The organism is Streptomyces sp. G-G2, assembly GCF_030063135.1.
Lineage (GTDB): Bacteria > Actinomycetota > Actinomycetes > Streptomycetales > Streptomycetaceae > Streptomyces.
Map to the genome: position 1 here is coordinate 142,407 of NZ_JASISO010000008.1, position 24,149 is coordinate 166,555.

The following is a 24,149-nucleotide window of genomic DNA, read 5'->3' on the forward strand; positions in this document are numbered from 1 at the left end:
TTACTTGCTCTCCTCGGTACGGGCGTGGCTGACGGCGGACTCGTTGCCGCCCAGAAGCAGGTACAGGACCGCCATGCGGATGGACACGCCGTTGGCGACCTGCTCGACGACGGTGCAGCGGTCGGAGTCGGCGACCTCGGCGGTGATCTCCATGCCGCGGACCATGGGGCCGGGGTGCATCACGATGCCGTGGGCGGGCATCTTCGCCATGCGCTCGCCGTCGAGGCCGTAGCGCCGTGAGTACTCGCGCTCGGTCGGGAAGAAGGCGGCGTTCATCCGCTCTCGCTGCACACGCAGCATCATGACCGCGTCGGACTTCGGCAGCACCTCGTCGAGGCTGTACGAGACCTCGCAGGGCCAGGTCTCGACGCCGATCGGGACCAGGGTGGGCGGGGCCACCAGGGTGACCTCGGCGCCCAGGGTGTGCAGCAGGTCCACGTTGGAGCGGGCGACCCGGCTGTGCAGGACGTCGCCGACGAGGGTGATCCGCTTGCCCGCGAGGTCCTGGCCGAGCGCGTCGGGGCCGACCAGGCGGCGGCGCATGGTGAAGGCGTCCAGCAGGGCCTGGGTCGGGTGCTGGTGGGTGCCGTCACCGGCGTTGATGACCGGTACGTCGATCCAGCCCGAGGTGGCGAGGCGGTAGGGGGCGCCGGAGGCGCTGTGCCGGATGACCACGGCGTCGATGCCCATGGCGGCCAGGGTCTGGGCGGTGTCCTTGAGGGACTCGCCCTTGGAGACGCTGGACCCCTTGGCGACGAAGTTGATGACGTCGGCGGAGAGGCGCTTCTCGGCGGCCTCGAAGGAGATCCGGGTGCGGGTGGAGTCCTCGAAGAAGAGGTTGCAGATGGTCAGTCCGCGCAGGGTGGGCAGCTTCTTGATCGGCCGGTCGGCGACCCGGGCCATCTCCTCGGCGGTGTCGAGGATGAGGACGGCGTCGTCGCGCGAGAGATCGGCGGCCGAGATGAGGTGACGCTTCATCTGGGTGCTCCGTAAGTCGGGAGGGCAGGCAGTCGGGCAGGCTGGATGACGGGCAGGCGTCGGCCCGGGATCCGGGCGGGCTTCGGCGCGGACCCCGCGGGGGGTCCTCACTCGTTCGGGCTACTGCCCGCCTGCCGGGGCGGTCCGCTGGCCGAGCAGTACGGCGTCGCGGCCGTCCTCCTCCTGGAGCTGGACCATGACGGTCTCCCGCAGCGAGGTGGGGAGGTTCTTCCCGACGTAGTCGGCGCGGATCGGCAGCTCGCGGTGGCCCCGGTCGACGAGGACCGCGAGCTGTACGGCGCGGGGGCGGCCGATGTCGCCGAGGGCGTCGAGGGCGGCCCGGATGGTGCGGCCGGAGAAGAGCACGTCGTCGACGAGGACGACGAGGCGGCCGTCGATGCCCTCACCGGGGATCTCGGTGCGGCCGATGGCGCGGGCGGGCTTCATCCGGAGGTCGTCGCGGTACATGGTGATGTCGAGGGAGCCGACCGGGACCTTGGTCGCGGTGATCTCTTCGAGCTTGGCGGCGAGCCTGCGGGCGAGGAAGACACCGCGGGTCGGAATGCCGAGGAGCACCACGTCGTCGGCACCCTTGGCGCGTTCGACGATCTCGTGGGCGATGCGGGTCAGCACCCGCGCGATGTCCTGCGCCTCCAGAACGGGGCGGGCGGCATCGGCTGTCTGCGGGGCGGGTTGGGCGTGCGGGGTGTGCTGGGCGTCCATGAAGAGGACCTCCTTCTCCGCCTCACGGGACGGACCTTAAAGGACGTCTGGCCGACCGCTTGAGACGGCCGGGTCGTACGGATTCCACGGTACCAGGGCCTTACGGGGCCGCCGGACCGGGGCCCTGCGGACCCCCCTGGGAGGAGGACGGAGACCATTCGGCTTGACGCATCCAAGTAACGCTGCGTAACCTCACAGTGAGTTACCAGCCGCGCGGCGCAGCCGCACGTTGTCCATATGATCACAGCGTCACAGCGTCCGGGAGCGTTATGTCCAGCGAATACGCCAAGCAGCTCGGGGCCAAGCTCCGTGCCATCCGCACCCAGCAGGGCCTTTCCCTCCACGGTGTCGAGGAGAAGTCCCAGGGCCGGTGGAAGGCCGTGGTGGTCGGGTCGTACGAGCGCGGAGACCGCGCCGTGACCGTCCAGCGCCTCGCCGAGCTGGCGGACTTCTACGGAGTGCCGGTGCAGGAACTGCTGCCGGGCACCACGCCGGGCGGAGCGGCCGAGCCGCCGCCGAAGCTGCGCCTGGACCTGGAGCGCCTGGCCCACGTGCCGGCCGAGAAGGCGGGCCCGCTCCAGCGCTACGCGGCGACGATCCAGAGCCAGCGCGGCGACTACAACGGCAAGGTGCTCTCGATCCGCCAGGACGACCTGCGCACCCTCGCCGTCATCTACGACCAGTCCCCCTCGGTCCTGACCGAGCAGCTCATCAGCTGGGGCGTACTGGACGCGGACGCGCGCCGCGCCGTGACGCACGAGGAGATCTGAGCGACGCTCTGAGATCCGGGGCGAAGCCCAGCAGAAACGTTACCGGTGGGGGCCGGGAAGCCATTGACTTCCCGGCCCCCACCGGTTTTCGCGTACCGGGCACCGGTTCACAACGTCCCACGAACACCCGAAGGGCCCGCAGCGCGCGATGCGCTGCGGGCCCTTCGGGTACCGAACCGTTCCGGCCGTACCGGACGCGGCACTAGTCGCGCTCGTCCCGCCGCAGCTTCGGCTTGAGGTCCTTGAACCGGGCCAGCAGCCCGTTCACGAACGACGGGGACTCGTCGGTGGAGAACTCTTTGGCGAGCTGCACGGCCTCGTCGATCGCCACGGCGTCCGGGGTCTCGTCGACCCAGATCAGCTCGTAGGCACCCAGCCGCACGATGTTCCGGTCCACGACCGGCATGCGGTCGAGGTCCCAGTCCACGGCGTAGGTGACGATCAGGTCGTCGATGCGGTCCACCTTGTCGGCGTACCCCTCGACGAGGGTCATCGTGTACTCGCTGACCGCGGGCTGCCGCCCGTCGGTGTCGTTCCGAGAGTGACGGACCCAGTCCGCGAGGACCTCGCGCACGGGCACGTCGCGCTGGTCGGCCTCGAAGAGGATCTGGAAAGCACGCTTGCGGGCGTTGCTCCGGGCTCCCACGGTTAGCTGTTCACCCGGCCGAGGTAGTCGCTGGTGCGGGTGTCGACCTTGACCTTCTCGCCGGTGGTGACGAAGAGCGGGACCTGGATCTCGTGACCGGTCTGCAGGGTCGCCGGCTTGGTGCCGCCGGTGGAGCGGTCGCCCTGGACACCCGGGTCGGTGTGCTCGATCACGAGCTCGACGGCCGCGGGGAGCTCGACGTAGAGCACCTCGCCCTCGTGCTGCGCGACGGAGGCGGTGAAGCCCTCGATGAGGAAGTTGGCGGCGTCGCCGACGGCCTTGCGGTCGACCATCAGCTGGTCGAACGTCGACATGTCCATGAAGACGAAGTAGTCGCCGTCCATGTACGAGAACTGCATGTCACGGCGGTCAATGGTGGCCGTCTCGACCTTGGTGCCGGCGTTGAACGTCTTGTCGACGACCTTGCCGGACATCACGCTCTTGAGCTTGGTGCGCACGAAGGCCGGGCCCTTACCGGGCTTGACGTGCTGAAACTCGACGACGGACCAGAGCTGGCCCCCGTCGAGCTTGAGCACCATGCCGTTCTTGAGGTCGTTCGTGGAAGCCACGGTTGCGAAATCTCCTGGACTGGTGGACCACGGGTGGCGCGCACAGCAGAGCTAGAGCGCGAGCAGCTCCTTGGTCGTGATGGTGAGTAGCTCGGGTCCGCCGTCCGCCTCAGGGCGTACGACGAGCGTGTCATCGATCCGGACGCCGCCCCGGCCCGGGAGGTGAACCCCCGGTTCGACGGTGACCGGCACGCAAGCGTCCAGTTTACCCATTGCTGTGGGTGCAAGCTGCGGGTCCTCGTCGATTTCGAGACCGACGCCGTGTCCGGTCCACGGAGCGAGGCCCTCACCGTGCCCCGCGGAGTCCAGTACGGAGCGCGCCGCGTGGTCCACGTCGCGGTACGCGGCCCCGGGTACCAGGGCCTCACGGCCCGCCCGCTGGGCGGCGAAGACGAGGTCGTACAGCTCGATCTGCCAGTCCGCGGGGGTGGTGCCGATGACGAAGGTACGGCCGATCTCACAGCGGTAGCCCCGGTAGTTCGCGCCCAGGCAGACGGAGAGGAAATCGCCCTCCTCCACCCGTCGGTCGGAGGGCCGGTGCCGGGCCCGTCCGGAGTGCGGGCCGGCGCCGACGGAGGTGGGGAAGGCCGGGCCGTCGGCGCCGTGGTCGACCAGCCGCCGCTCCAGCTCCAGGGCGAGGTGGCGTTCGGTGCGCCCGACGAGGATGGACTCCAGGAGTTCACCGAGGGCCTGGTCCGCGATCTCGGCGGCGATCCGAAGACAGGCGATCTCCTCCTCGTCCTTGATCACCCGCTGCTGCTCCACGGCGTTCCCCAGGTCGGTCAGCCGCAGCCGGGGCGCCACCGAGCCGAGCGCGCGGTGCCGGGCGACCGTGAGGTGGTGTTCCTCCACGGCGAGCGAGTCCACGCGTACGTCCGCACTCCGGGCGAGGTCGGCCGCGGCGACGGCGGGATCACTGCCGGGGCCGGACAGGAGGGACAGCCGCAGGTGTTCGTCGAGCCGTCCCTCGTCCGCTTCACCGGAGGGCGAGGTGGCGCAGAAGAGCACGTCCTCGGCCGGCCCGATCAGCAGTACCGCGCCCTCGGGGAAGGCCCCGGCGAGGTAGCGGACGTTGGCCGGACGCGTGATGAGAGCGGCCGAGGTGCCCGCTGCGGCACAGCGGTCGCGAAGCAGGGCCCGACGGGCCGCGTACACGTCTGACATGTCTTCGAGCGTACGAGCGCCGGGCGCGTCCGGCCTGGCGAGCGCGTCCGGACGGGGCGCGGGGCGGCCCGGACGGACCGGGGTCCGGACCGGGGTCCGGACCGGGGTCACCAGCCGCCGGGGGCGGATATGGCCCGGGCGAGGACCTCGTCCAGGGCGCGGGCGGTGCCCTCCACGTCGAGCTGGGAGTTGTCGATGATGGGCAGCCCGGAGCCGTACCACCCGGCCATCCGGCCGTGGATCCGGGCCACTTCCTCGTCGGAGAGGCGCCGGTTGCCGGAGCGGGCCGCGTTGCGCTCCAGGACGACCTCCAGCCCGGGCAGCAGCACCACGGGCAGCAGCCCGGGCCCCACGTGCCGCTTCCAGCCGCCCAGGCCCACCACGGGCCGGTCGGGGAAGACCGCGTCGTCGAGGATGCAGGAGATGCCGTTGGCCAGATAGTTGCGGGCGGCGAAGCCGCAGGTGCGGCGGGCGAGGCGGTACTGGGCCTCGGAGTGGTCGTTCCAGCCCGCCTGCGGGTCGGCGAAGCCGGAGCAGACCCATTCGCGGACGTCGTCCAGGCTGACGTGCGCGGTGGGCACCGGGCGGGAGCCCGCCCAGTGCCGGGCCACGGTGGTCTTGCCCGCACCCGCGGGCCCGATGAGCAGGACGGCCAGGGTGGCCGCGCCGGTGCCGGGCGCGGGCCGGGGCGCGGCCGCGGGCAGCGGGACGTGGCCGGTGGCGTCGGGTACGGGCGTCACCGGGGCCGTCGGGCGACCGCCGGGCGGTGGCACGTAGGCCGGTTGCGGCGGGCCTCCGTGCGGCAGCGGGACGGGCGGTCCCGCGGGCCGCGGCGGAGCGGGGCGGGCCTGCGGATGCGGCGGACCCGCGTGCTGCCGCGACGGACCGGCCGGATGCTGTCCCGGGCCGCCCCAGGCCCCCACTCCCTGCTGCATCCGCTGCCACTCCGTCTCGTTCAGGCGACGACTGATGCGAGAACGTTATCTCAGCCTGCGGGCAGTTCCTCCGCCAGCGCGTGCAGCGCCAGCCGGTAGGAACCCAGCCCGAAGCCCGCCACGGTCCCGGTCGCCACCGAGGCGATGACCGAAGTGTGCCGGAATTCCTCGCGGGCGTACGGGTTGGAGATGTGCACCTCGATCAGCGGCGCGGTGCGCTGCGCCGCCGCGTCCCGCATCGCGTACGAGTAGTGCGTGAAGGCACCGGGGTTGATGACCACCGGGATCTTCCCGTCCGCGGCCTCGTGCAGCCAGCGCACCAGCTGACCCTCGTCGTTGGTCTCGCGGACCTCTACCTCGAAGCCGAGCTGCCTGCCCAGGCTCTGGCAGCTCTCGACGAGCCCCGCGTACGAGGTGGCACCGTACACGTCGGGTTCCCGCGAGCCCAGCCGGCCCAGGTTCGGGCCGTTCAGCACGAGCACCTTGCGGCTCACGCGGACACCTCGCCGTAGGCCGCCATCAGCACGGCCGGGTCCGGGCCCTCCAGGACGGTCGGCTTGGCCAGTCCGTCCAGCACGATGAAGCGCAGCAGGTCGCCGCGGGACTTCTTGTCGACCTTCATGGTCTCCAGCAGCTTGGGCCACTGGTCGCCGCGGTAGGTCAGCGGGAGGCCGACCGAGGCGAGGACCGTCTTGTGCCGCTCGGCGGTCGCGTCGTCGAGCCGTCCGGCGAGGCGGCCCAGTTCGGCGGCGAAGACCATGCCGATCGACACGGCGGCGCCGTGGCGCCACTTGTAGCGCTCGTTCTTCTCGATCGCGTGGGCGAGGGTGTGACCGTAGTTGAGGATCTCCCGCAGGCCCGACTCCTTGAGGTCGCTGGAGACCACGTCGGCCTTGACCTGGATGGAGCGCACGATCAGCTCGGCGGTGTGCGGGCCCCCGGGGGTCCGCGCCGCCTGCGGGTCGCCCTCGATCAGGTCGAGGATCACCGGGTCGGAGATGAATCCGGCCTTGATGACCTCGGCAAGACCACTGACGTAGTCGTTGACCGGCAGCGAGTCCAGCGCCGCGAGGTCGCACAGCACCCCGGCGGGCGGGTGGAAGGCGCCGACGAGGTTCTTGCCCTCGGCGGTGTTGATGCCCGTCTTGCCGCCCACGGCCGCGTCGACCATCGCGAGGACGGTCGTCGGCACGGCGATCCAGCGCACCCCGCGCAGCCAGGAGGCCGCGACGAAGCCCGCGAGGTCGGTGGTGGCGCCGCCGCCGACACCGACGATCACGTCGGTGCGGGTGAAGCCGGACTGCCCCAGGGCCTTCCAGCAGTACGCCGCCACCTCGATGGTCTTGGCCTCCTCGGCGTTCGGCACCTGGATGGCGACCGCCTCGAAGCCCTGGGCCGCCAGGTCGTCGCGCAGCGCCTCGCCCGTCGAGGCCAGCGCCTCGGGGTGGATGACGGCGACGCGCCGCGCCCTGGTGCCGATCAGGGTGCCCAGCTCGCCGAGCAGCTGCCGGCCGACCAGCACGTCGTACGCGTCGTGTCCGGCACTGGCGCCGACCTGGATCCGCGTCACCTGGTCTGTCATACGTCCTTCAACTCCAGAGCGTCGAGGACCGCCTGGGCGACCTCTTCGGGGGTGCGGTCGTCGGTGGCCACCACGACGCGCGCGACTTCGGTGTACAGGTGGCGGCGGGCGTCCATCAGCTCACGCCACTGGCGCCGCGGGTTGACCGCGAGCAGCGGCCTGGCCGCGCCGAGGCCGACCCGGCGGACCGCCTCGTCGATGTCCATCGAGAGGTAGACGACGGGCAGCCCGGCCAGCAGGGCCCGGGTGCCGTCGTCGAGGATCGCGCCGCCGCCGAGGGCGAGGATCCCGGTGTGCCCAGCGAGGGCCTCGGCCACGGCCGCGCGCTCCAGCGCGCGGAAGTACGGCTCGCCCTCGTCGACGAACAGGTCGGAGATCTCCCGGCCCTGCGCGGCGACGATGTCGGCGTCGGTGTCCCGGTAGGGCGCGCCGAGCCGCTCGGCGAGCAGCTCCCCCACCGTGGACTTGCCGGACCCCATGGGCCCGACGAGGACGACCAGGGGGCCGCCGGTCACCGGATCTGCAGGTTGTCGAGGTACGAGCGGACGTTGCGCCGGGTCTCGTTCACCGAGTCGCCGCCGAACTTCTCGACGACGGCGTCGGCCAGCACCAGGGCGACCATCGCCTCGGCGACGATGCCCGCCGCGGGGACGGCGCACACGTCGGAGCGCTGGTGGTGGGCGACCGTCGCCTCGCCGGTGGCCACGTCGACGGTCGCGAGGGCGCGGGGCACCGTCGCGATCGGCTTCATGGCGGCCCGTACGCGCAGCAGCTCACCGGTCGTCAGACCGCCCTCGGTGCCGCCGGAGCGGCCGGAGGTGCGCCTGATGCCCTCGGGGGTGGAGACGATCTCGTCGTGCGCCTGGGAGCCCGGGACGCGGGCCAGGCCGAAGCCGTCGCCGACCTCCACGCCCTTGATCGCCTGGATGCCCATGAGGGCGGCGGCGAGCCGCGCGTCCAGGCGGCGGTCCCAGTGCACGTGGGAACCGAGGCCGACGGGGACGCCGTACGCCAGCACCTCGACGACGCCGCCGAGGGTGTCGCCGTCCTTGTGGGCCTGGTCGATCTCGGCGACCATCGCCTTCGACGCGTCGGCGTCGAGGCAGCGCACCGGGTCGGCGTCGAGCTTGTCGACGTCCGCGGGGGTCGGGTAGACGCCGTACGGGGCCTTGGCGGAGGCCAGCTCCACCACGTGGGAGACGATCTCGATGCCCGCGGTCTCCTTGATGAAGGACCGGGCGATGGCGCCGAGGGCGACGCGGGCGGCCGTCTCACGGGCGCTGGCGCGCTCCAGGATCGGGCGGGCCTCGTCGAAGCCGTACTTCTGCATGCCGGCGAGGTCGGCGTGGCCCGGGCGGGGGCGGGTCAGCGGGGCGTTGCGCCCGGAGCCCTCCAGCTCGGCCGGGTCGACCGGGTCGGCCGACATGACCTTCTCCCACTTGGGCCACTCGGAGTTGCCCACCATGACCGCGACGGGGGAGCCGAGGGACAGACCGTGGCGGACACCGCCGAGGAAGGTCACCACGTCCTGCTCGAACTTCATCCGGGCGCCACGGCCATAGCCGAGCCTGCGGCGCGCCAGGTGGCCGGCCACCAGTTCGGTGGTGACCGGAACGCCGGCGGGAAGCCCCTCCAGCGTCGCTACCAGCGCCGGTCCGTGCGACTCCCCGGCGGTCAGCCAACGCAACCTGCTCAACGATGCTCCTCATGCTCGCGCCTGGCACAGCTACGGCGCGACCGGGTGCGCTGCCCGGACCCGCCGACTTGATCCTCCCATGTCCGGGCCGAAGTCCCGGCCCCCGGTCCAGCTATCGGACGCCACTGTGGCAGGTCTCGGCGCCCGTCCAGGCGGATCCGGACCGGCCGGGCCCCGTCCTAGCGCGCGGCGAGGGCCCGTTCTCCGGCCGCGCGCATCGCGGCCAGCGGCCCCGGGGTGCGGCCCGTCATCTGTTCCACCTGGAGGACGGCCTGGTGGACGAGGAGGTCGAGGCCGCCGACCAGTTTCCCGCCGCGTCCGGTCCAGGCCGCGGCCAGCGCGGTGGGCCAGGGGTCGTACAGCACGTCGAAGAGGGTACCCGGCCGCTCGGGCACGGCCGCGGCGAGCGCGTCGGTGGCCCCGGCCGGGGTGGTCGCGATCACCAGCGGCGCGTGCAGCGCCTCGGCGGCAGCCGACCAGTCGGCCGTGCGGACGGGTACGCCGAGCCGCTCGCCCCACCGCCGCATCTCGTCCGCCCGCGCCGCGGAGCGCACGTACGCCGTGACCTCGCCGGAGCAGATGCGCGAGAGCGCGGCCAGCGCGGAGGAGGCGGTGGCCCCGGCGCCGAGGACGGCGGCCGCCGGGACCTTCTCCACCCCGCGTTCGCGCAGGGCGGCGACGATCCCGGGGATGTCGGTGTTGTCGCCGACCCGGCGGCCGTCCCCGGTGAGGACGACCGTGTTGACCGCCTCGACGGAGGCGGCCGTCGCGCTGACCTCGTCGAGCAGCGGCATGACCGCCCGCTTGAGCGGCATGGTCAGCGACAGCCCGGCCCATTCGGCGCCGAGCCCCGCGACGAACCCCGGGAGCGCGGCCTCGTCGATCTCGAAGCGGTCGTACGACCAGTCGGCGAGGCCCAGCTCCTGGTAGGCGGCGCGGTGCAGCACCGGTGAGAGGGAGTGCTCGATGGGCGAACCCAGCACCGCGGCCCGTATCCGTGACATGTCCCGCTACCCGCCGTTCTGCTGCTTCTTCTGCGCTTGTCGTTCGTTGAATTCCGCGACGAGCTTGTTGTGCTCGGCGAGGGTCTTGGTGAAGGTGGTCGTGTCCCCGTCGACCGAGACGAAGAACATCCACGCGTCCTTGTCCGGGTTCAGGACCGCCTTGAGGGCGTCGGAGCCGGGGTTGCTGATGGCCCCGGGCGGCAGGCCCCTGTTGCGGTAGGTGTTGTAGGGGTCCTCGATGGCCCGGGTCTCGGCGACGGAGACGTTGATGTTGCTCGTCCCCTTGATGTAGTTGATCGTCGAGTCGAACTCGAGCTTCTGGTTGGTGGCGGTGTTCGTCGGCTTGAGGCGGTTGTAGATGACGGCAGCCATCTTGCGGTAGTCCTCGTGGTTCTTGCCCTCGGCCTGGACCAGGCTCGCTACCGTGATCAGCTCCAGGGGGGACTTGAGGCCGACTTCCCTGGCCTTGGCCTCGATGTTGAGCGCCGCGTACTTCTCCGTGGCGTTCTTGACCATCTTCTTGAGCAGGTCCTGCGGGGTGATCCCGGTGCTGAGGTCGTAGCGCGCCGGGTAGAGGAACCCTTCCAGCGGGTCCTTGAGCTTGAGTTCGCCGCCCTCGGCCCAGGCGGGCAGGCCGAGCGTCTTCAGCTCCCGCTTGGCCACCTCCTGGGTGGTGCCCTCCTGGAGCTTGAGCTTCTTGTCGATGGCTCCGTAGACCTGCTCGTTGCGCAGGCCCTCGGCGACGATGATGACGTTGAGCTTGGAGGGGTCGACCATCAGATCGACCACGGACTTGGCCGACATCTGCTTGCGCAGCGGGTAGAGACCCGGCTGGATCCCGCCGCCCTTGGGGTTGTTCTGCGCGGCGTTCACGAACGCCTCGGCGCTGGCGACCACACCCGCCTTCTGCAGGATGGAGCCCATCCGGCCGAGGGTCGCGCCCTTGGGGATCTCGACGTCGATCGAGGTGGTTCCCTCGCCCGCGTAGTCGTCGGCCATGCCGAGTTTCGCCTTGACGTAGGAGAACCCGTAGTAGCCGACGCCGCCGACCGCGCCCACGATGACCAGCGCGGCGATCAGGCAGGCCGAACCGGTGCGCTTCCTGCCCTTGGTCTTGCCGCCCTTGCCGCGACCCGCCCGGCGGCCCGACGACGGCTCGTCGCCGTCGTCACCGTCGGCCGCGAGGAGGGATTCGTCCTCGGCGTCCTGCGGTTCGGCGTTCTCGTCCTGCCACTCGGTGCCCGGTTCCGGGATGAGGTGGCGGCGGCCCGGGGGCTGCGGGGGCGGGTAGGCCTCGGCCGTGGCGTAGGGGTCCGGGGCCTCGCCCGGGTAGGCCACCGGCTGCTGGGCGTACGGGTCCACGCCGTAAGGCACGGCCTGCTGGCCCTGGCCGGTGTCCCAGTTCTGGGCGCCCTGGTCGGCGTACACCGGCTGCTGGGGCTGGTGCGGGGCCTGGTGCTGGGCCTGGGGGTACTGCTGCTGCGGGTGCTGCTGGTGGTGCTGCGGCTGCTGCGGCTGCGGCTGCGGCTGCTGCTGCTGTTCGGGCGCGTACCCCTGGTACTGCTGCTGGGGGTACTGCTGGTACTGCGGCTCCTGCGGCTCCTGCGGATACTGCTGCTGGTCGGCATAGGGCACCTGACCCTGCTGGGTCTGGTGCGCGTACCCGTCCCCGTACAGGGGGTCCTCGGGGTGCCACGGTTCGGGGCCAGAGCCCCGGCCATAATCAGTCATCGGTCCCCTAGAGCCGCGAGACGGAGGCAGCGGCTTGTTGGTGGGCCGCGGCACCCGGTTCCGCCTTTGAAGTGGTGGGAGACGGCTGTTCGAATGCCGCCACATCGCGCGGAACGTTACCGTATCGCGATCAGACAACCACTTCGACGCACTCACCGGGCGGATTACCTGATACCCGTTCGGTCTCCAGAGCGTTCTGAAGGATGACCACAGCGGCCGCCTGGTCGATGACCGAACGGCCCTTCTTGGCGTTGCGCCCCGCCGCCCGCAGCCCCTGGGCCGCGGTGACCGTGGTCATCCGCTCGTCCACGAGGCGGACCGTCACGGGTTTGATCCCCTTGGCGAGTTCCATGGCGAAGGCCCGGCACTTGGCCGCGGCGGGCCCCTCCCGCCCGCTGAGCGAGCGGGGGAGGCCGACCACGACTTCAAGGGGTTCGTACTCCGCTACGAGCTGGCGCAGCCGCTTGTGCGCGGCCGGGATGTCACGTCCCGGCACGGTTTCGACCGGTGTGGCGAGCACCCCGTCGGGGTCGCACGAGGCGACCCCGATCCGGGCGTCACCGACGTCGATCGCGAGGCGTCGGCCACGGCGCAGCGTCATCGTCAGGCCGTCTCGCCGACGAGGCGCTCGACCGCGGCGACGGCGTCGCCGATGGCCGTCGGGTCCTGGCCGCCGCCCTGGGCGACGTCCGGCTTGCCGCCGCCACCGCCGCCGAGGGTCTTGGCGGCCGTACGCACCAGGTCACCGGCCTTGAGGCCGCGCTCGCGGGCGGCCTCGTTGGTGGCGATGACGGTGAGCGGGCGACCGCTCGCGACGGTGAAGAGGGCCACGACGACCGGCCGGTCGCCCTGCCCGGGAAGCTGACCGAGCCGGCCACGGACGTCGAGGACCAGCCTGCGCAGGTCGTCGGCGCCGGTGCCGTCCGGCACCTGGCCGGTGACCAGGGCGACGCCGCGGACGTCCTGGGCCCCGGCGGCGAGACCGGCGGCGGCCTGGAGCACCTTCTCGGCGCGGAACTTCTCGATCTCCTTCTCGGCGTCCTTCAGCTTGCCGAGCATGGAGGCGATTTTCTCCGGCAGCTCCTCGGGGCGGCCCTTGACCAGCTCCTGGAGCTGGGCGACGACCGTGTGCTCCCGGGCGAGGAAGTTGTAGGCGTCCACGCCGACGAGGGCCTCGACGCGGCGCACGCCGGAGCCGATGGAGGATTCGCCGAGCAGCTTGACCAGGCCGAGCTGGGCGGTGTTGCCCACGTGGGTGCCGCCGCACAGCTCCTTGGAGAAGTCGCCGATGGTGACGACGCGCACGCGCTCGCCGTACTTCTCGCCGAACTCGGCGATGGCGCCCTGCTTCTTCGCCTCGTCGATGCTCATGACCTCGGCGGTGACGTCCAGCTCGCGCGAGAGCACGTCGTTGATCTTCTGCTCCACGTCGGTGAGCACGGCGCCGGGAACGGCGTTCGGCGAGCCGAAGTCGAAGCGGAAGCGGCCCGGGGAGTTCTCGGAACCGGCCTGGGCGGCCGTCGGGCCGAGGGCGTCGCGCAGCGCCTGGTGGGTCAGGTGGGTGGCCGAGTGCGCGCGGGCGATGGCCCGGCGGCGCTTGACGTCGATGACGGCGTAGGCGGAGGCGCCGACCGTCACCTCGCCGACCTGGACGACACCCTTGTGCACGTGCACGCCGGGGACCGGCTTCTGTACGTCGCGGATCTCGACGACCGCGCCGGAGTGCAGCTTGATCCGGCCCTGGTCGGCGAGCTGGCCGCCGCCCTCGGCATAGAAGGGGCTGCGGTCCAGGACGATCTCGACCTCGTCGCCCTCGGAGGCGGCCGGGGAGGAGACGCCGTCGACGAGGAGGCCGACGATGGTGGACTCGTTCTCGGTGGTGGCGTAGCCGGTGAACTCGGTCGCGCCCGAGGTGTCGGCCACCTCGCGGTAGGCGGACAGGTCGGCGTGACCGGTCTTCTTGGCGCGGGCGTCGGCCTTGGCCTTGTCGCGCTGCTCCTGCATCAGGCGGCGGAAGCCCGGCTCGTCCACCGAAAGGCCCTGCTCGGAGGCCATTTCGAGGGTGAGGTCGATCGGGAAGCCCCAGGTGTCGTGGAGCAGGAACGCCTTGTCGCCCGCGAGGACCGAGCCGCCCGCGGCCTTGGTCTCCGTGATGGCGCTGTCGAGGATGTTCGTGCCGCCCTTGAGGGCCTTGAGGAAGGCGGCCTCTTCGGCGAGAACGACGGTCTCGATCCGCTTGCGGTCGGTGACCAGCTCCGGGTACTGCAGGCCCATGGTGTCGACGACGACGCCGATGAGCTCCAGTGCGACGGGGCCCGTGGCGCCCATGAGGCGCATGTTGCGAATGGCGCGGCGCATGATGCGGCGCAGCACGTAGCCGCGGCCTTCGTTGCCGGGGGTGACCCCGTCGCCGATGAGCATGGCGGAGGTGCGGATGTGGTCGGCGACCACGCGCAGCGAGACGTCGGTGTCCTGCGCGGCGCCGTAGCGCACGCCGGTCAGCTCGGTGGCCTTGTCCATGACCACGCGCAGGGTGTCGGTCTCGTACATGTTCTGTACGCCCTGCAGGATCATCGCGAGGCGTTCGAGGCCGAGACCGGTGTCGATGTTCTGCGACGGCAGGTCACCGAGGATCGGGAAGTCTTCCTTGCTCTCCCCGGCGCCCCGCTCGTACTGCATGAAGACCAGGTTCCAGATCTCCACGTACCGCTCGTCGTTGACGGCGGGGCCGCCCTCGACACCGAACTCGGGGCCGCGGTCGTAGTTGATCTCGGAACACGGACCGCAGGGGCCCGGGACGCCCATGGACCAGAAGTTGTCCTTCTTGCCCAGGCGCTGGATGCGCTCGGCCGGTACGCCGATCTTCTCGCGCCAGATCCGCTCGGCCTCGTCGTCGTCGAGGTAGACGGTGATCCAGAGCTTCTCCGGCTCCAGGCCGAAGCCGCCGTCGGCGAGGGAGCCGGTGAGCAGCTCCCAGGCGTACGTGATGGCGCCTTCCTTGAAGTAGTCGCCGAAGGAGAAGTTGCCGCACATCTGGAAGAACGTGCCGTGGCGGGTGGTCTTGCCGACCTCTTCGATGTCCGGCGTACGCACGCACTTCTGGACGCTGGTGAGCCTCGGCGCGGGCGGCTTGACCTCGCCCAGGAAGTACGGCTTGAACGGAACCATGCCCGCGGGCACCAGCAGCAGAGTCGGGTCGTCCGCGATGAGCGACGCCGAAGGGACAACGGTGTGACCGCGCTCCTCGAAGAAGCTCAGCCAGCGGCGGCGGATTTCAGCCGACTCCATCAGTGGTCCTCATTCCGGTTGTACGAAAACTTCGTGGGGTGGTGGTTCTCGGCGCCCGGGTCGGTTCCGAGGGCGCGCAGCCGCCGCGGCCCGGAGAGGGCGGTGACGTTGTCGGGCCGGTCGGGGTCCTGGTGCAGACCCAGGGCGTCGTTCAGCTCGCCCTCGCGCTGCGTCATTCCCGCTTTGACGTCGAGGGCGAACCCCTTGAGCCGGTGGCCCGCCTCGAGCGCCTTGTCGGCGGCCTGGGCGGCGAGGCTCTCCGGGGTCAGCTGCTTGATCTTGCGGTTGACCTTGGTGGTGGCCCACACGCCGGCGGCTGCGCCTGCGGTGAACCAGAAGGTACGGCGGAACATCGCGGTCTCAGTCCTTCTGCTTCCGGCGCCGGGCCGCAGGCACGGTCCGCCCGACGATCACGGTACGCCTGGGTGTCGGCCGGGGCGCGGCGTTCGCGGCGGCTCCCGCCGCGTCCTTGCGCCCGAGCGCCTTGCGCACTCCGTAGCCGAAGGCCGCGACCTTGACGAGCGGGCCGCCGAAGGCGGAGGCCACGGTGCTCGACAGCGCGGAGGCGTTGGAGGTGACTTCCTGGACGTCGCTGGCGATGGCGTCGACCCGGTCGAGCTGGGTGCGCGCGGAGCGGACGGTCGTGGAGGCGTCCGCCAGCAACGGGACGGCCTGTTCGGTCACTTCGGCCACCAGCCTGGTGGTCGCCTTGAGCGTCTGGGCCAGCCGCGCCAGCGCGAGCGCGAGGAACGAGACCAGGATCGCCCAGAAGACGGCCACGAGGATCCCGGCCACCTCTGCACCGGACACTTTGCACCGCTCTCTGCGTGTTGAAAACTCGTCCCCCGACCCTATCGCGCCGGAGATCCGCGGCCCTACCCGAATTCCGTGGTTCCCGGGAGCGCCTTGTACGCAGCGCGTCCGGACCAGTACCCTCCGTGTCCCATGCGACGACCCGACGACTCTCTCCCCGCCACGCCGGTGTCCGGCAATCTTCCCTCGGAGCTGAACGGGTTCGTCGGGCGGGGCCCCGAACTCGCGGAGCTGGAGCGGCTGCTGGCGGGTGCGCGGCTGGTGACGGTGACCGGCGTGGGCGGCGTGGGCAAGTCCCGGCTGGTGCTCGCGGCGGCCAGGAGGGCGCAGGAACGCTACTGCGACGGTGTCTGGCTGGCCGAGCTGTCGGCCGTACGCGATCCGGCGCTGCTGGAGCTGGCGCTCGCCGAGGCCCTCGGGCTCACCGACCACACCGTCCGCCCGCCCCGGACCGTACTGGCCGAGCACCTGGCCGGGCGGGAGCTGCTCCTCGTCCTGGACGGCTTCGAACAACTGGTCGAGGAGTGTGCGGAGCTGCTCCTCGAACTGCTGCGCCGCGCCCCCGGGCTGCGCGTGCTCGCGGCCGGGCGGCGGCCGCTGGCGCTGGCCGGGGAGCAGTCCTTCCCGCTGGCCCCGCTGGAGACCGCCGACGCGGTGACCCTGCTCACCGAACGGGCCGCCGCGGCCGATCCGGCCTTCGCCCCGACCAGGGCGGACCGGGCGGTGGTGGCCGAGCTGTGCGCGCGCCTGGACGGAATTCCGCTGGCCCTGGAACTGGCGGCGGGGCGGCTGCGGGCGCTGTCCCCGGCGCAGGTACTGGCCCGGCTGGAGGACCGCTTCGCACTACTGACCGGCGGGGCGCGCGGGGCGCTGCCCCGGCACCGGGCGCTGCGGACGGCGATCGGCTGGAGCCACGAGCTGTGCACGCCCGGGGAGCGGCTGCTGTGGGCCCGGCTGTCGGTGTTCGCGGGCCGGTTCGACCTGGACGCGGCGGAATACGTGTGCGCGGGCCCGGACCTGCCGGTGGAGAGCGTGCTGGACCTGGTCGGCGAGCTGCTGGGGCAGTCGCTGCTGGTGCGCGAGGAGACCCCGGCCGGGGTCCGCTACCGGATGCTGGAGACCGTACGGATGTACGGGGCGGGCTGGCTGGAGTCGCTCGGCGACGCGGCGCGGCTGCGCCAGCGCCACCGCGACTGGTACACGGGCCTGGCGACCTGGTGCGAGCTGGACTGGTTCAGCTCGCGCCAGCACGAGGTGGCGGCGCTGGTGGAGGCGGAGCTGCCGAACCTGCGGCTCGCACTGGAGTGCTGCCTGGAGGATCCGGAGGAGATCCACCTGGGCCAGTACCTGGCGGGGACCCTGTGGTTCTACTGGGCGGGCTGCGGGCGGCTCACCGAGGGCCGTCTCTGGCTGGACCGGTCGCTGGAGCCGGTCGGGCGCGCGGGGCCGCAGTACGGGTCGGCGCGCCTGAAGGCCCTGTGGGTGCTCGGGTACGTGGCGGCGCTCCAGGGCGACACGGTGGCCTCGATGAGCGCGCTGCACGAGTGCCGGGACGCGGCCGCGCTGTCCGGCAACCCGGTGGCCACGGCCTACGCCGTGCACCGGCTGGGCTGTCTGGCACTGCTCTCGGACGACATGGTGCGGGCCGGGGAGCTGCTGGGGGCGGCGCTGACGCACTACCGGGAGGCCGGGGAGCTGAACAGCAACGTGCTGATGTGCCAGGTGGAGCTGGCGATGTCGATGGCGTTCCAGGGGGACGCGGCGGGCGCGCGGGCGCTCTGCGAGGAGGCCCGGGAGATCTGCGAGGACCGCGGGGAGCGCTGGGCGAAGGCGTACGCCCTGTTCGTCCTGGCCTACGCGGCCCTGGACGCGGGCGGTGCGGCCGAGGCCCGGCGGCTGCTGACCGAGTGCGTGGCGATCAACCACGCGTTCCACGATCTGCTCGGGCTGGTGCTGGCGCTGGAACTGCTGGCGCTGGTGACGGTGACCGACGGGGAACCGGCGGAGGCCGCGGTGCTCCAGGGCGCGGCGGAGCAGCTGTGGGACTCGGTGGGCCTGCGGCTGTTCGGCTCGGCCTACTTCAACGCGCCGCGCCTGATGTGCCAGGAGCGGGCGGGCGAGCTGCTGGGCGCGGAGCGGTACGAGGCCGCGGCCCGGCACGGGCGGGACCTGACGCTGGAGGCGCTGGTGGAGCGGGCCCTGCGGGGTCCGGAGCGGCGGGCGGAGGGCGGCGTACCGCGGCCGCGCGGAACGGCGGAAAGCCCGCCCCCTCCCCCGAAGGGGAGCGGACGGGCTTCCGTCGAGACGAACAGCCTGTGAGGACCGCGCTCGCTGAGGGAAATCAGCGGGCGTAGTACTCGACGACGAGCTGCTCGTCGCAGATGACCGGGATTTCCTTGCGGTTCGGGTCACGGTCGAGACGGAAGGCCAGGGCCTTCAGGTTGATCTGCAGGTAGCGGGGGGCCTCACCCTCGCCGGCGTAGCCACCCTCACGAGCAACCTGGAAGGGGTGCTTGTCGCGGCTGCGCTCGCGGACCGTGATGACGTCGTCCGGGCGGACACGGAACGACGGCTTGTCGACCTTGCCACCGTTGACCTCGATGTGGCCGTGAACGACCATCTGGCGCGCCTGGTAGATGGTGCGGGCGATGCCCGAACGCAGGACCAGGGCGTCGAGGCGACGCTCGAGCTCGACGACAAGCGCCTCGCCCGTCTTGCCTTCGGCCTTCTTCGCGCGGTCGTACGCGCGGGCCATCTGGCGCTCGGAGATGTCGTACTGGGCGCGCAGACGCTGCTTCTCGAGCAGACGCACCTTGTAGTCCGAGTTCTGCTTGCGGCCACGGCCGTGCTCGCCCGGCGGGTAGGGGCGGGCCTCGAAGTACTTGACGGCCTTCGGGGTCAGCGCAATGCCGAGGGCACGCGACTTCTTGACCTTGGGTCGCTTCTGGTTCACGTGGAACCTACCTCCATGTAAGTTAGGTGAGGCTTACCTTAGCGAGGAGGACGTAATGTCTCGACCACTTGGGATCCCTCTGCCCAGTGCGCGTCGAAGTTCAGATTCAGACGAAACAGAATCTGCTTTCGACGACGATTGGCAGAGTCAACCGCGTCCCAGGGAAGGCGCTCGACAGCTCACCGGAGCCGAACGCGTACGAACCCTCGTAGAGTCCAACGCCTCAGTATCCCTCACCTTGCCGGGTGCTCACGACACACATGAACCCGCGGAGTTCGGGACGGGCGTTCCGGTCGCTCGGACCGTCACACCGGACGGGGACGTGCTTCTCCTGGTATCAGGGGAATCCGCGGCTGCCAGGGCCGCCGCTCACGCCCAGGACGACGACCTCACCGCCGTGATCGAGATCACGGATGTGGCGCCGGTGTCCGTGCCCCATCGTATCCGAGGGCGGACACGGCTGGCGGGCTGGCTCACCCCGGTGCGCGGGGACGACCGCGCCGCCTGCGCCGCGCTGCTCGCCGAGCGCCATCCGGTGGGCGAACTGCTCGGCATGGGCGAGGCCCTCGAACCCGATCCCGCGCCCGGCCGGTACGGGCGCCCCGCCTGGATGCTGCTGCGGCTGGAGGTCGGTGAGATCACCGTCGACGACCTGTGGGGCTCGGGCCCGGTGGACCCCGACGAGCTGGCCGGCGCCGAGCCGGACCCGATGGTGGCCCACGAGAGCGAGCTGCTCCAGCACCTGTACGCCGACCACGCGGACCGGGTCCGCGAACTGTGCGGACTCCTGGGGCCGCGGGGCGTCGACGGCGACCGGCGCGGCGACGGCGCTCTGGACGCGGTCCCCCTCGCCCTGGACCGGCTCGGCCTGCGGGTCCGCTTCACCGGGGGTACGGGCGGCCCCTTCGACGCCCGCTTCGACTTCCCGGCGCCGGTCCGCGACATCTGCGGGCTGCGCCGGGCGATGCACACCCTCTTCGCCGCGGCCGGTCACTGACCCTGCGGGCACACCGCCAGCAGCTCCTGGAGCGCGGCCTTCTCGGGCGGGGTGACGGACAGCCGGTACTTGTACTTGATGCCGGTGTAGCGGCGCGCGTACGCGCACCAGTACTCCCGGCGGGGCGGGCGCCACGTGTCCGCCGTCTTGCTGCTCTTGTCGTAGTTGGTCCGCTTGTCCGCCGCGAGCAGCACGTCCAGGTCGTTGGCGTACTCCAGCCGGCGCTGCGGGGTCCAGGCGTACGCGCCCGCGCGCCAGGCCGCCCCGAGGGCGACGACGTGGTCGGTCTGGATCTGCGAGGCGCGCCGGTAGGAGTACGGGAGCTCCTTGCCGGTGTACGGATCGTGCAGCACCCCGGACACCACGACGCAGGGATTCCGGTCGCCCTCGCGCAGCTCGCTCAGATCGCGGCGCAGGACGTCGTCGCGGGTGTCGCAGCCGTTGCGTCCGCCGACGGCGTCGGTGTCGTCGGACCAGTACCGCCCGAAGTTCTCCCGCTTGTACGTCTGCCAGTTCCTGCCCCACCCGACGGTGAGGCCCGCCAGCTGCGACCTGGCCGTGGCCGGAGCGGGCGGGAACCCGGGGCTCGCGAGCGGAACCCGCGCGACCAACGCCGCCGCGCTGGCCTGCGCGCCCGTCTCCCGGTCCGCGTGATGACACCCCGCGATCGCCAGCGCCGCGGCGGCAAGGGGCCCGACCTTGCGCAGTCCCATGCGCCGACCCTAGCCCCGCCACGAACCCCCCGCGCCCCGAGCCAACGCCCTCAACCGCCGGGCGGGCTGGTTTTGCCCTCAACCGCCGGGCGGGCTGGGGCTGCCCGCCAGGCCCGCTGCACACTCAGCCTCGCCGGCGTTTGAGGCGCACCCGGAGGGCCGGGGTCCGGGGCGGAGCCCCGCAGCCCCCGGCGGGTCAGCTGCCGCGCAGCCGCTCCCGGACCTTCTCGACCACGTCCGCGTACCGCGCCTCGGCCCCGTACCGCGTCGGCTCGTAGTACCGCTTCCCGTGGATCTCGTCCGGCGCGTACTGCTGCGCCGCGATCGCGCCCGGCACGTCGTGCGGGTACACGTACCCCACCGCGTGCCCCAGCTTCGCCGCCCCCTTGTAGTGCCCGTCCCGCAGGTGCGCCGGGACCGACCCCGTCAGCCCCGCGCGTACATCGGCCAACGCGGCCCCGATGGCCGTCGTCGCCGTATTCGACTTGGGTGCCAGCGCCAGCGCGATCGTCGCGTGCGACAGGGTCAGGGCCGCCTCCGGGAAGCCGATCATCGCCACCGCCTGGGCCGCCGCGACGGCGATCGGCAGGGCCGTCGGGTCCGCGAGCCCGATGTCCTCGCTCGCCGAGATCATCAGGCGGCGCGCGATGAAGCGGGGGTCCTCCCCCGCGTCGATCATCCGGGCCAGGTAGTGCAGCGCCGCGTCCACGTCCGAGCCGCGGATGGACTTGATGAGGGCGCTGGCCACGTCGTAGTGCTGGTCGCCGTCCCGGTCGTATGTGACCGCCGCCCGGTCGACCGCCTCCTCCACCGTCTGGAGGGTGATCTCGGCGTCGCCCTTGGCGATGGCCGATCCGGCCCCCGCCTCCAGCGCGGTCAGCGCGCGCCGCGCGTCACCGCCCGCGATCCGCAGCAGGTGCGCCTCGGCGTCGGCGGGCAGGGTGACCGCCCCGCCCAGGCCGCGCTCCTCGGTGAGGGCCCGACGCAGCAGGGCGCTGAGGTCCTCGTCGGTGAGCGGTTCCAGGGTGAGCAGCAGGGAGCGCGAGAGCAGCGGGGAGATGATCGAGAAGTACGGGTTCTCGGTGGTGGCCGCGATGAGGGTGACCCAGCGGTTCTCGACGGCGGGCAGCAGGGAGTCCTGCTGGGCCTTGCTGAAGCGGTGGATCTCATCGAGGAAGAGGACGGTCTCCCTGCCGTATCCCCCGGCCGCGCGGCGGGCGCCTTCAATGACGGCGCGGACTTCCTTGACCCCGGCGGTGATCGCGGAGAGTTCCACGAACCGCTTCTGGGTGGCCTGGCTGACGACGTACGCCAAGGTGGTCTTCCCGGTGCCGGGAGGACCCCACAGGATCACCGAGGAGGCACCGGCCGGGCCGCCCGCTCCGTCGTTCACCAGCCTCCGCAGCGGCGAGCCGGGCTTCAGCAGGTGCTGCTGGCCCACGACCTCGTCCAGGGTGCGCGGGCGCATCCGGACGGCGAGCGGAGAACTCGACGGGTCTTTCTCCTGGCGGTCCTCGGCGGCTGCGGTGAAGAGGTCTGGTTCCACACCGAAAGCCTAAGCGAGGCCACCGACAGTCCTCACGAGGTCCAGAAGTCCCACCAGCGCGTCAGGATCAGCATGCCGATGATCCCGACGTGCAGCACGGGCAGCACCCACGCGAACTCGCCGAAGAAACCCTTGAGCCAGCCCGGCGCGGGCAGCAGCCCCTCGCGCACGGTGTGCGCGGTGACGTACCAGAAGAGGAAGATCGTCGCGACCCAGGCCAGGCAGCACCACAGGCACAGCGAGTTGATGCGGTACAGCGACTGGTACATCAGCCAGGTGCAGAAACCGACGCCGAACAGGGCGCCCGCGTTGAGGCCCAGCCAGTACCAGGGGCGGAAGCGGGCTCCGGCCAGCAGGCTCATGCCGACGCAGACGACGATCCCGTAGGCGACCAGGCCGAGCATCGGGTTCGGGAAGCCGAAGGCGGTCGCCTGGTCGCTCGTCATGATGTTGCCGCAGGAGACGACCGGGTTCAGGCTGCAGCCCGGAACGAAGTCCGGGTCCTCCAGCAGCTTGAACTTGTCGATGGTGATCACCCAGGCGGCGAGCAGGCCCGCGGCTCCCGTGATCACCAGCAGCCATGCGAGCGCGCGGCTGCCGCCGAGGGTCCGCGGGGCCTCTGTACCGGTGGTGGTCGTCATACGCCGCTCTCCCACATGTGCGCAAGCAAGGTCGACAAGCAGGGGCCATTGTGCCGTACGGGGGCCGCCGTCCACCGTTCAGTGCGCATAAGTAGGTACGGCCCGGCCCCGCGTCCGGGGCCGGGCCGCCGTCCCGTCAGGCCAGCTTGGCGCGCACCGTTTCGACCACGTCGGCCACGGCGACCGGGGTCTGCTCCCCGGACTCCATGTCCTTGAGCTGGACGACGCCCTCGGCGAGGTCGCGCTCGCCCGCGACGACGGTGAACCGCGCCCCGGACCGGTTGGCGTCCTTCATGGCGCCCTTGAGGCCCTTGCCCCCGAAGGAGAAGTCGGCCGCGACGCCCGCCCGGCGCAGTTCCGTCACCGTGGCGAAGAGCACCCGGCGCGCCTCCTCGCCCAGCGCCACCGCGAAGACCGAGGTGGCGGCGGGGATGTCGAGGGTCACGCCCTCGGCCTCCAGCGCCAGCACCGTACGGTCCACGCCCAGCGCCCAGCCGACGGACGGCAGCGCGGGGCCGCCGATCATCTCGGACAGGCCGTCGTAGCGGCCGCCGCCGCCCACCGCGGACTGGGACCCCAGGCCGTCGTGGACGAACTCGAAGGTGGTCCGGGTGTAGTAGTCCAGACCGCGGACGAGCTTCTCGTCGTCCTCGAAGGCCACGCCCGCCGCCGTGATCAGGGCGCGCACCTCCTCGTGGTACGCCTTGCACGCGTCGCACAGGTAGTCGCGCAGCATCGGCGCGCCGACCAGCTGCTTCTGTACGTCGTCCCGCTTGTCGTCGAGGACGCGCAGCGGGTTGATCTCCGCCCGGCGCACGGTGTCCTCGTCGAGGTCCAGCCCGCGCAGGAAGTCCTGGAGGGCCTCCCGGTACACCGGACGGCACTCCTTGTCGCCCAGCGAGTTCAGCAGGATCCGGAAGTTCCGCAGGCCCAGCGAGCGGTACGCCTGGTCGGCGAGGATGATCAGCTCGGCGTCCAGCGCCGGGTCCTCGGCTCCGATCGCCTCGGCGCCGACCTGCGAGAAGTGGCGGTAGCGGCCCTTCTGCGCCCGCTCGTAGCGGTAGTACGAGCCGGAGTACCAGAGCTTGACGGGCAGGCCGCCGAGCTTGTGCAGGTTGCCCTGGAGGGCCGCGCGCAGTACGGACGCGGTGCCCTCGGGGCGCAGGGCGAGCTCGTCGCCGCCCTTGGTCGTGAGGGTGTACATCTCCTTGCTGACGATGTCGGTGGACTCGCCCACACCGCGGGAGAACAGCTCGACGTTCTCGAAGCCGGGGGTCTCGACGTACCCGTAGCCGGAGTTCCGCAGGGGCGCCGAGATCGCCTCGCGCACCGCCAGGAAGCTGGCGGACCGGGGCGGCAGCAGGTCGTACGTGCCCTTGGGGGCCTGGAAAGTACTCACG

24 protein-coding genes are annotated in these 24,149 nt (G+C 71.6%); 3 read left to right on the plus strand and 21 right to left on the minus strand.

Going from position 1 to position 24,149, the window contains the following annotated elements; all coding sequences use genetic code 11:
- Together QMF80_RS09300 and pyrR are read right to left on the minus strand one after the other, a co-directional pair.
- The gene (locus QMF80_RS09300) at window positions 1-978 is read right to left on the minus strand and encodes an aspartate carbamoyltransferase catalytic subunit (protein ID WP_283451442.1); all 978 of its coding nucleotides are present in this window, start codon (window positions 976-978) and stop codon (window positions 1-3) included.
- 120 nt (window positions 979-1,098) lie between these two features.
- A complete protein-coding gene (gene pyrR, locus QMF80_RS09305; protein ID WP_283451444.1) occupies window positions 1,099-1,701 on the minus strand; it encodes a bifunctional pyr operon transcriptional regulator/uracil phosphoribosyltransferase PyrR in 603 nt (200 codons plus the stop codon).
- 269 nt (window positions 1,702-1,970) lie between these two features.
- Here pyrR and bldD point away from each other — a divergent pair, with 269 nt between their 5' ends.
- A complete protein-coding gene (gene bldD, locus QMF80_RS09310) occupies window positions 1,971-2,471 on the plus strand; it encodes a transcriptional regulator BldD (RefSeq protein ID WP_283451446.1) in 501 nt (166 codons plus the stop codon).
- Window positions 2,472-2,673: 202 nt separating this feature from the next.
- Here bldD and nusB read toward each other — a convergent pair whose 3' ends face one another.
- The 14 genes from nusB to QMF80_RS09380 all read right to left on the minus strand — a co-directional run bounded on the left by nusB (window position 2,674) and on the right by QMF80_RS09380 (window position 15,896).
- The gene (nusB, locus tag QMF80_RS09315; RefSeq protein WP_283451448.1) at window positions 2,674-3,117 is read right to left on the minus strand and encodes a transcription antitermination factor NusB; all 444 of its coding nucleotides are present in this window, start codon (window positions 3,115-3,117) and stop codon (window positions 2,674-2,676) included.
- Between the two features lie 2 nt (window positions 3,118-3,119).
- Entirely contained in the window at window positions 3,120-3,686 is a 567-nt protein-coding gene (gene efp, locus QMF80_RS09320; RefSeq protein ID WP_283451450.1) for an elongation factor P, read from the minus strand.
- Window positions 3,687-3,737: 51 nt separating this feature from the next.
- A complete protein-coding gene (locus QMF80_RS09325; RefSeq protein ID WP_283451452.1) occupies window positions 3,738-4,850 on the minus strand; it encodes an aminopeptidase P family protein in 1,113 nt (370 codons plus the stop codon).
- A gap of 107 nt (window positions 4,851-4,957) precedes the next feature.
- The gene (locus QMF80_RS09330; RefSeq protein ID WP_283451454.1) at window positions 4,958-5,785 is read right to left on the minus strand and encodes an AAA family ATPase; all 828 of its coding nucleotides are present in this window, start codon (window positions 5,783-5,785) and stop codon (window positions 4,958-4,960) included.
- Window positions 5,786-5,835: 50 nt separating this feature from the next.
- Entirely contained in the window at window positions 5,836-6,279 is a 444-nt protein-coding gene (gene aroQ, locus QMF80_RS09335) for a type II 3-dehydroquinate dehydratase (protein ID WP_283451456.1), read from the minus strand.
- Entirely contained in the window at window positions 6,276-7,367 is a 1,092-nt protein-coding gene (gene aroB, locus QMF80_RS09340) for a 3-dehydroquinate synthase (protein ID WP_283451457.1), read from the minus strand. The genes aroQ and aroB overlap by 4 nt, the downstream gene beginning before the upstream one ends.
- Window positions 7,364-7,882, minus strand: a complete 519-nt coding sequence (locus QMF80_RS09345) for a shikimate kinase (RefSeq protein ID WP_283451460.1) — start codon at window positions 7,880-7,882, stop codon at window positions 7,364-7,366. Before QMF80_RS09345 ends, aroB begins: the two co-directional genes overlap by 4 nt.
- Window positions 7,879-9,063 (minus strand): chorismate synthase, encoded by a 1,185-nt coding sequence (gene aroC / locus QMF80_RS09350; RefSeq protein WP_283451463.1) that lies wholly within the window; start codon window positions 9,061-9,063, stop codon window positions 7,879-7,881. The genes QMF80_RS09345 and aroC overlap by 4 nt, the downstream gene beginning before the upstream one ends.
- Window positions 9,064-9,242: 179 nt before the next feature.
- Complete coding sequence (locus QMF80_RS09355) at window positions 9,243-10,067, minus strand: shikimate dehydrogenase (protein ID WP_283451464.1); 825 nt, start codon at window positions 10,065-10,067, stop codon at window positions 9,243-9,245.
- Window positions 10,068-10,073: 6 nt separating this feature from the next.
- Window positions 10,074-11,798, minus strand: a complete 1,725-nt coding sequence (gene mltG / locus QMF80_RS09360) for an endolytic transglycosylase MltG (RefSeq protein WP_283451466.1) — start codon at window positions 11,796-11,798, stop codon at window positions 10,074-10,076.
- Window positions 11,799-11,928: 130 nt separating this feature from the next.
- Window positions 11,929-12,399, minus strand: coding sequence for a Holliday junction resolvase RuvX (gene ruvX, locus QMF80_RS09365; protein ID WP_283451468.1), 471 nt, complete (start codon window positions 12,397-12,399; stop codon window positions 11,929-11,931).
- 2 nt (window positions 12,400-12,401) lie between these two features.
- Entirely contained in the window at window positions 12,402-15,086 is a 2,685-nt protein-coding gene (gene alaS / locus QMF80_RS09370) for an alanine--tRNA ligase (protein WP_283451470.1), read from the minus strand.
- Window positions 15,086-15,439 carry a DUF6167 family protein gene (locus tag QMF80_RS09375; RefSeq protein WP_283451473.1) on the minus strand — a complete coding sequence of 118 codons (354 nt, stop codon included), beginning with the start codon at window positions 15,437-15,439 and terminating at the stop codon, window positions 15,086-15,088. Before QMF80_RS09375 ends, alaS begins: the two co-directional genes overlap by 1 nt.
- A 7-nt stretch (window positions 15,440-15,446) precedes the next feature.
- Window positions 15,447-15,896, minus strand: a complete 450-nt coding sequence (locus tag QMF80_RS09380; protein WP_283451474.1) for a DUF948 domain-containing protein — start codon at window positions 15,894-15,896, stop codon at window positions 15,447-15,449.
- Between the two features lie 135 nt (window positions 15,897-16,031).
- Between QMF80_RS09380 and QMF80_RS09385 the strand changes: the two genes are divergently transcribed.
- Complete coding sequence (locus QMF80_RS09385; RefSeq protein WP_283451476.1) at window positions 16,032-18,218, plus strand: ATP-binding protein; 2,187 nt, start codon at window positions 16,032-16,034, stop codon at window positions 18,216-18,218.
- Window positions 18,219-18,240: 22 nt separating this feature from the next.
- Here the strand turns inward: QMF80_RS09385 and rpsD are convergent, their stop codons facing one another.
- Window positions 18,241-18,852 carry a 30S ribosomal protein S4 gene (gene rpsD, locus QMF80_RS09390; RefSeq protein ID WP_283451479.1) on the minus strand — a complete coding sequence of 204 codons (612 nt, stop codon included), beginning with the start codon at window positions 18,850-18,852 and terminating at the stop codon, window positions 18,241-18,243.
- A 55-nt stretch (window positions 18,853-18,907) separates the two neighbouring features.
- Between rpsD and QMF80_RS09395 the strand changes: the two genes are divergently transcribed.
- Window positions 18,908-19,849 carry a DUF2470 domain-containing protein gene (locus QMF80_RS09395; RefSeq protein ID WP_283451481.1) on the plus strand — a complete coding sequence of 314 codons (942 nt, stop codon included), beginning with the start codon at window positions 18,908-18,910 and terminating at the stop codon, window positions 19,847-19,849.
- On the opposite strand, the gene QMF80_RS09400 is transcribed toward QMF80_RS09395, so the two are convergent.
- The 4 genes from QMF80_RS09400 to hisS all read right to left on the minus strand — a co-directional run bounded on the left by QMF80_RS09400 (window position 19,843) and on the right by hisS (window position 24,148).
- Window positions 19,843-20,562, minus strand: coding sequence for an HNH endonuclease family protein (locus tag QMF80_RS09400; RefSeq protein WP_283451482.1), 720 nt, complete (start codon window positions 20,560-20,562; stop codon window positions 19,843-19,845). The genes QMF80_RS09395 and QMF80_RS09400 overlap by 7 nt on opposite strands.
- A gap of 196 nt (window positions 20,563-20,758) precedes the next feature.
- Window positions 20,759-22,108 (minus strand): replication-associated recombination protein A, encoded by a 1,350-nt coding sequence (locus QMF80_RS09405; protein WP_283451483.1) that lies wholly within the window; start codon window positions 22,106-22,108, stop codon window positions 20,759-20,761.
- Between the two features lie 32 nt (window positions 22,109-22,140).
- Window positions 22,141-22,749: a vitamin K epoxide reductase family protein gene (locus QMF80_RS09410; protein ID WP_283451484.1), complete on the minus strand. Its 609-nt coding sequence runs from the start codon at window positions 22,747-22,749 to the stop codon at window positions 22,141-22,143.
- 136 nt (window positions 22,750-22,885) lie between these two features.
- The gene (gene hisS / locus QMF80_RS09415; RefSeq protein WP_283451485.1) at window positions 22,886-24,148 is read right to left on the minus strand and encodes a histidine--tRNA ligase; all 1,263 of its coding nucleotides are present in this window, start codon (window positions 24,146-24,148) and stop codon (window positions 22,886-22,888) included.
- Window position 24,149 lies beyond the last annotated feature (1 nt).

Coding starts and splice junctions, on each gene's coding strand:
- QMF80_RS09325 (WP_283451452.1), bottom strand. CDS start 4,850: ATGTCAGACGTGTACGCGGCCCGTCGGGCCCTGCTTCGCGACCGCTGT.
- QMF80_RS09330 (WP_283451454.1), bottom strand. CDS start 5,785: ATGCAGCAGGGAGTGGGGGCCTGGGGCGGCCCGGGACAGCATCCGGCC.
- QMF80_RS09375 (WP_283451473.1), bottom strand. CDS start 15,439: ATGTTCCGCCGTACCTTCTGGTTCACCGCAGGCGCAGCCGCCGGCGTG.
- alaS (WP_283451470.1), bottom strand. CDS start 15,086: ATGGAGTCGGCTGAAATCCGCCGCCGCTGGCTGAGCTTCTTCGAGGAG.
- QMF80_RS09410 (WP_283451484.1), bottom strand. CDS start 22,749: ATGACGACCACCACCGGTACAGAGGCCCCGCGGACCCTCGGCGGCAGC.
- aroB (WP_283451457.1), bottom strand. CDS start 7,367: ATGACAGACCAGGTGACGCGGATCCAGGTCGGCGCCAGTGCCGGACAC.
- QMF80_RS09385 (WP_283451476.1), top strand. CDS start 16,032: ATGCGACGACCCGACGACTCTCTCCCCGCCACGCCGGTGTCCGGCAAT.
- ruvX (WP_283451468.1), bottom strand. CDS start 12,399: ATGACGCTGCGCCGTGGCCGACGCCTCGCGATCGACGTCGGTGACGCC.
- bldD (WP_283451446.1), top strand. CDS start 1,971: ATGTCCAGCGAATACGCCAAGCAGCTCGGGGCCAAGCTCCGTGCCATC.
- pyrR (WP_283451444.1), bottom strand. CDS start 1,701: ATGGACGCCCAGCACACCCCGCACGCCCAACCCGCCCCGCAGACAGCC.
- QMF80_RS09400 (WP_283451482.1), bottom strand. CDS start 20,562: ATGGGACTGCGCAAGGTCGGGCCCCTTGCCGCCGCGGCGCTGGCGATC.
- mltG (WP_283451466.1), bottom strand. CDS start 11,798: ATGACTGATTATGGCCGGGGCTCTGGCCCCGAACCGTGGCACCCCGAG.
- QMF80_RS09300 (WP_283451442.1), bottom strand. CDS start 978: ATGAAGCGTCACCTCATCTCGGCCGCCGATCTCTCGCGCGACGACGCC.
- QMF80_RS09395 (WP_283451481.1), top strand. CDS start 18,908: ATGTCTCGACCACTTGGGATCCCTCTGCCCAGTGCGCGTCGAAGTTCA.
- QMF80_RS09355 (WP_283451464.1), bottom strand. CDS start 10,067: ATGTCACGGATACGGGCCGCGGTGCTGGGTTCGCCCATCGAGCACTCC.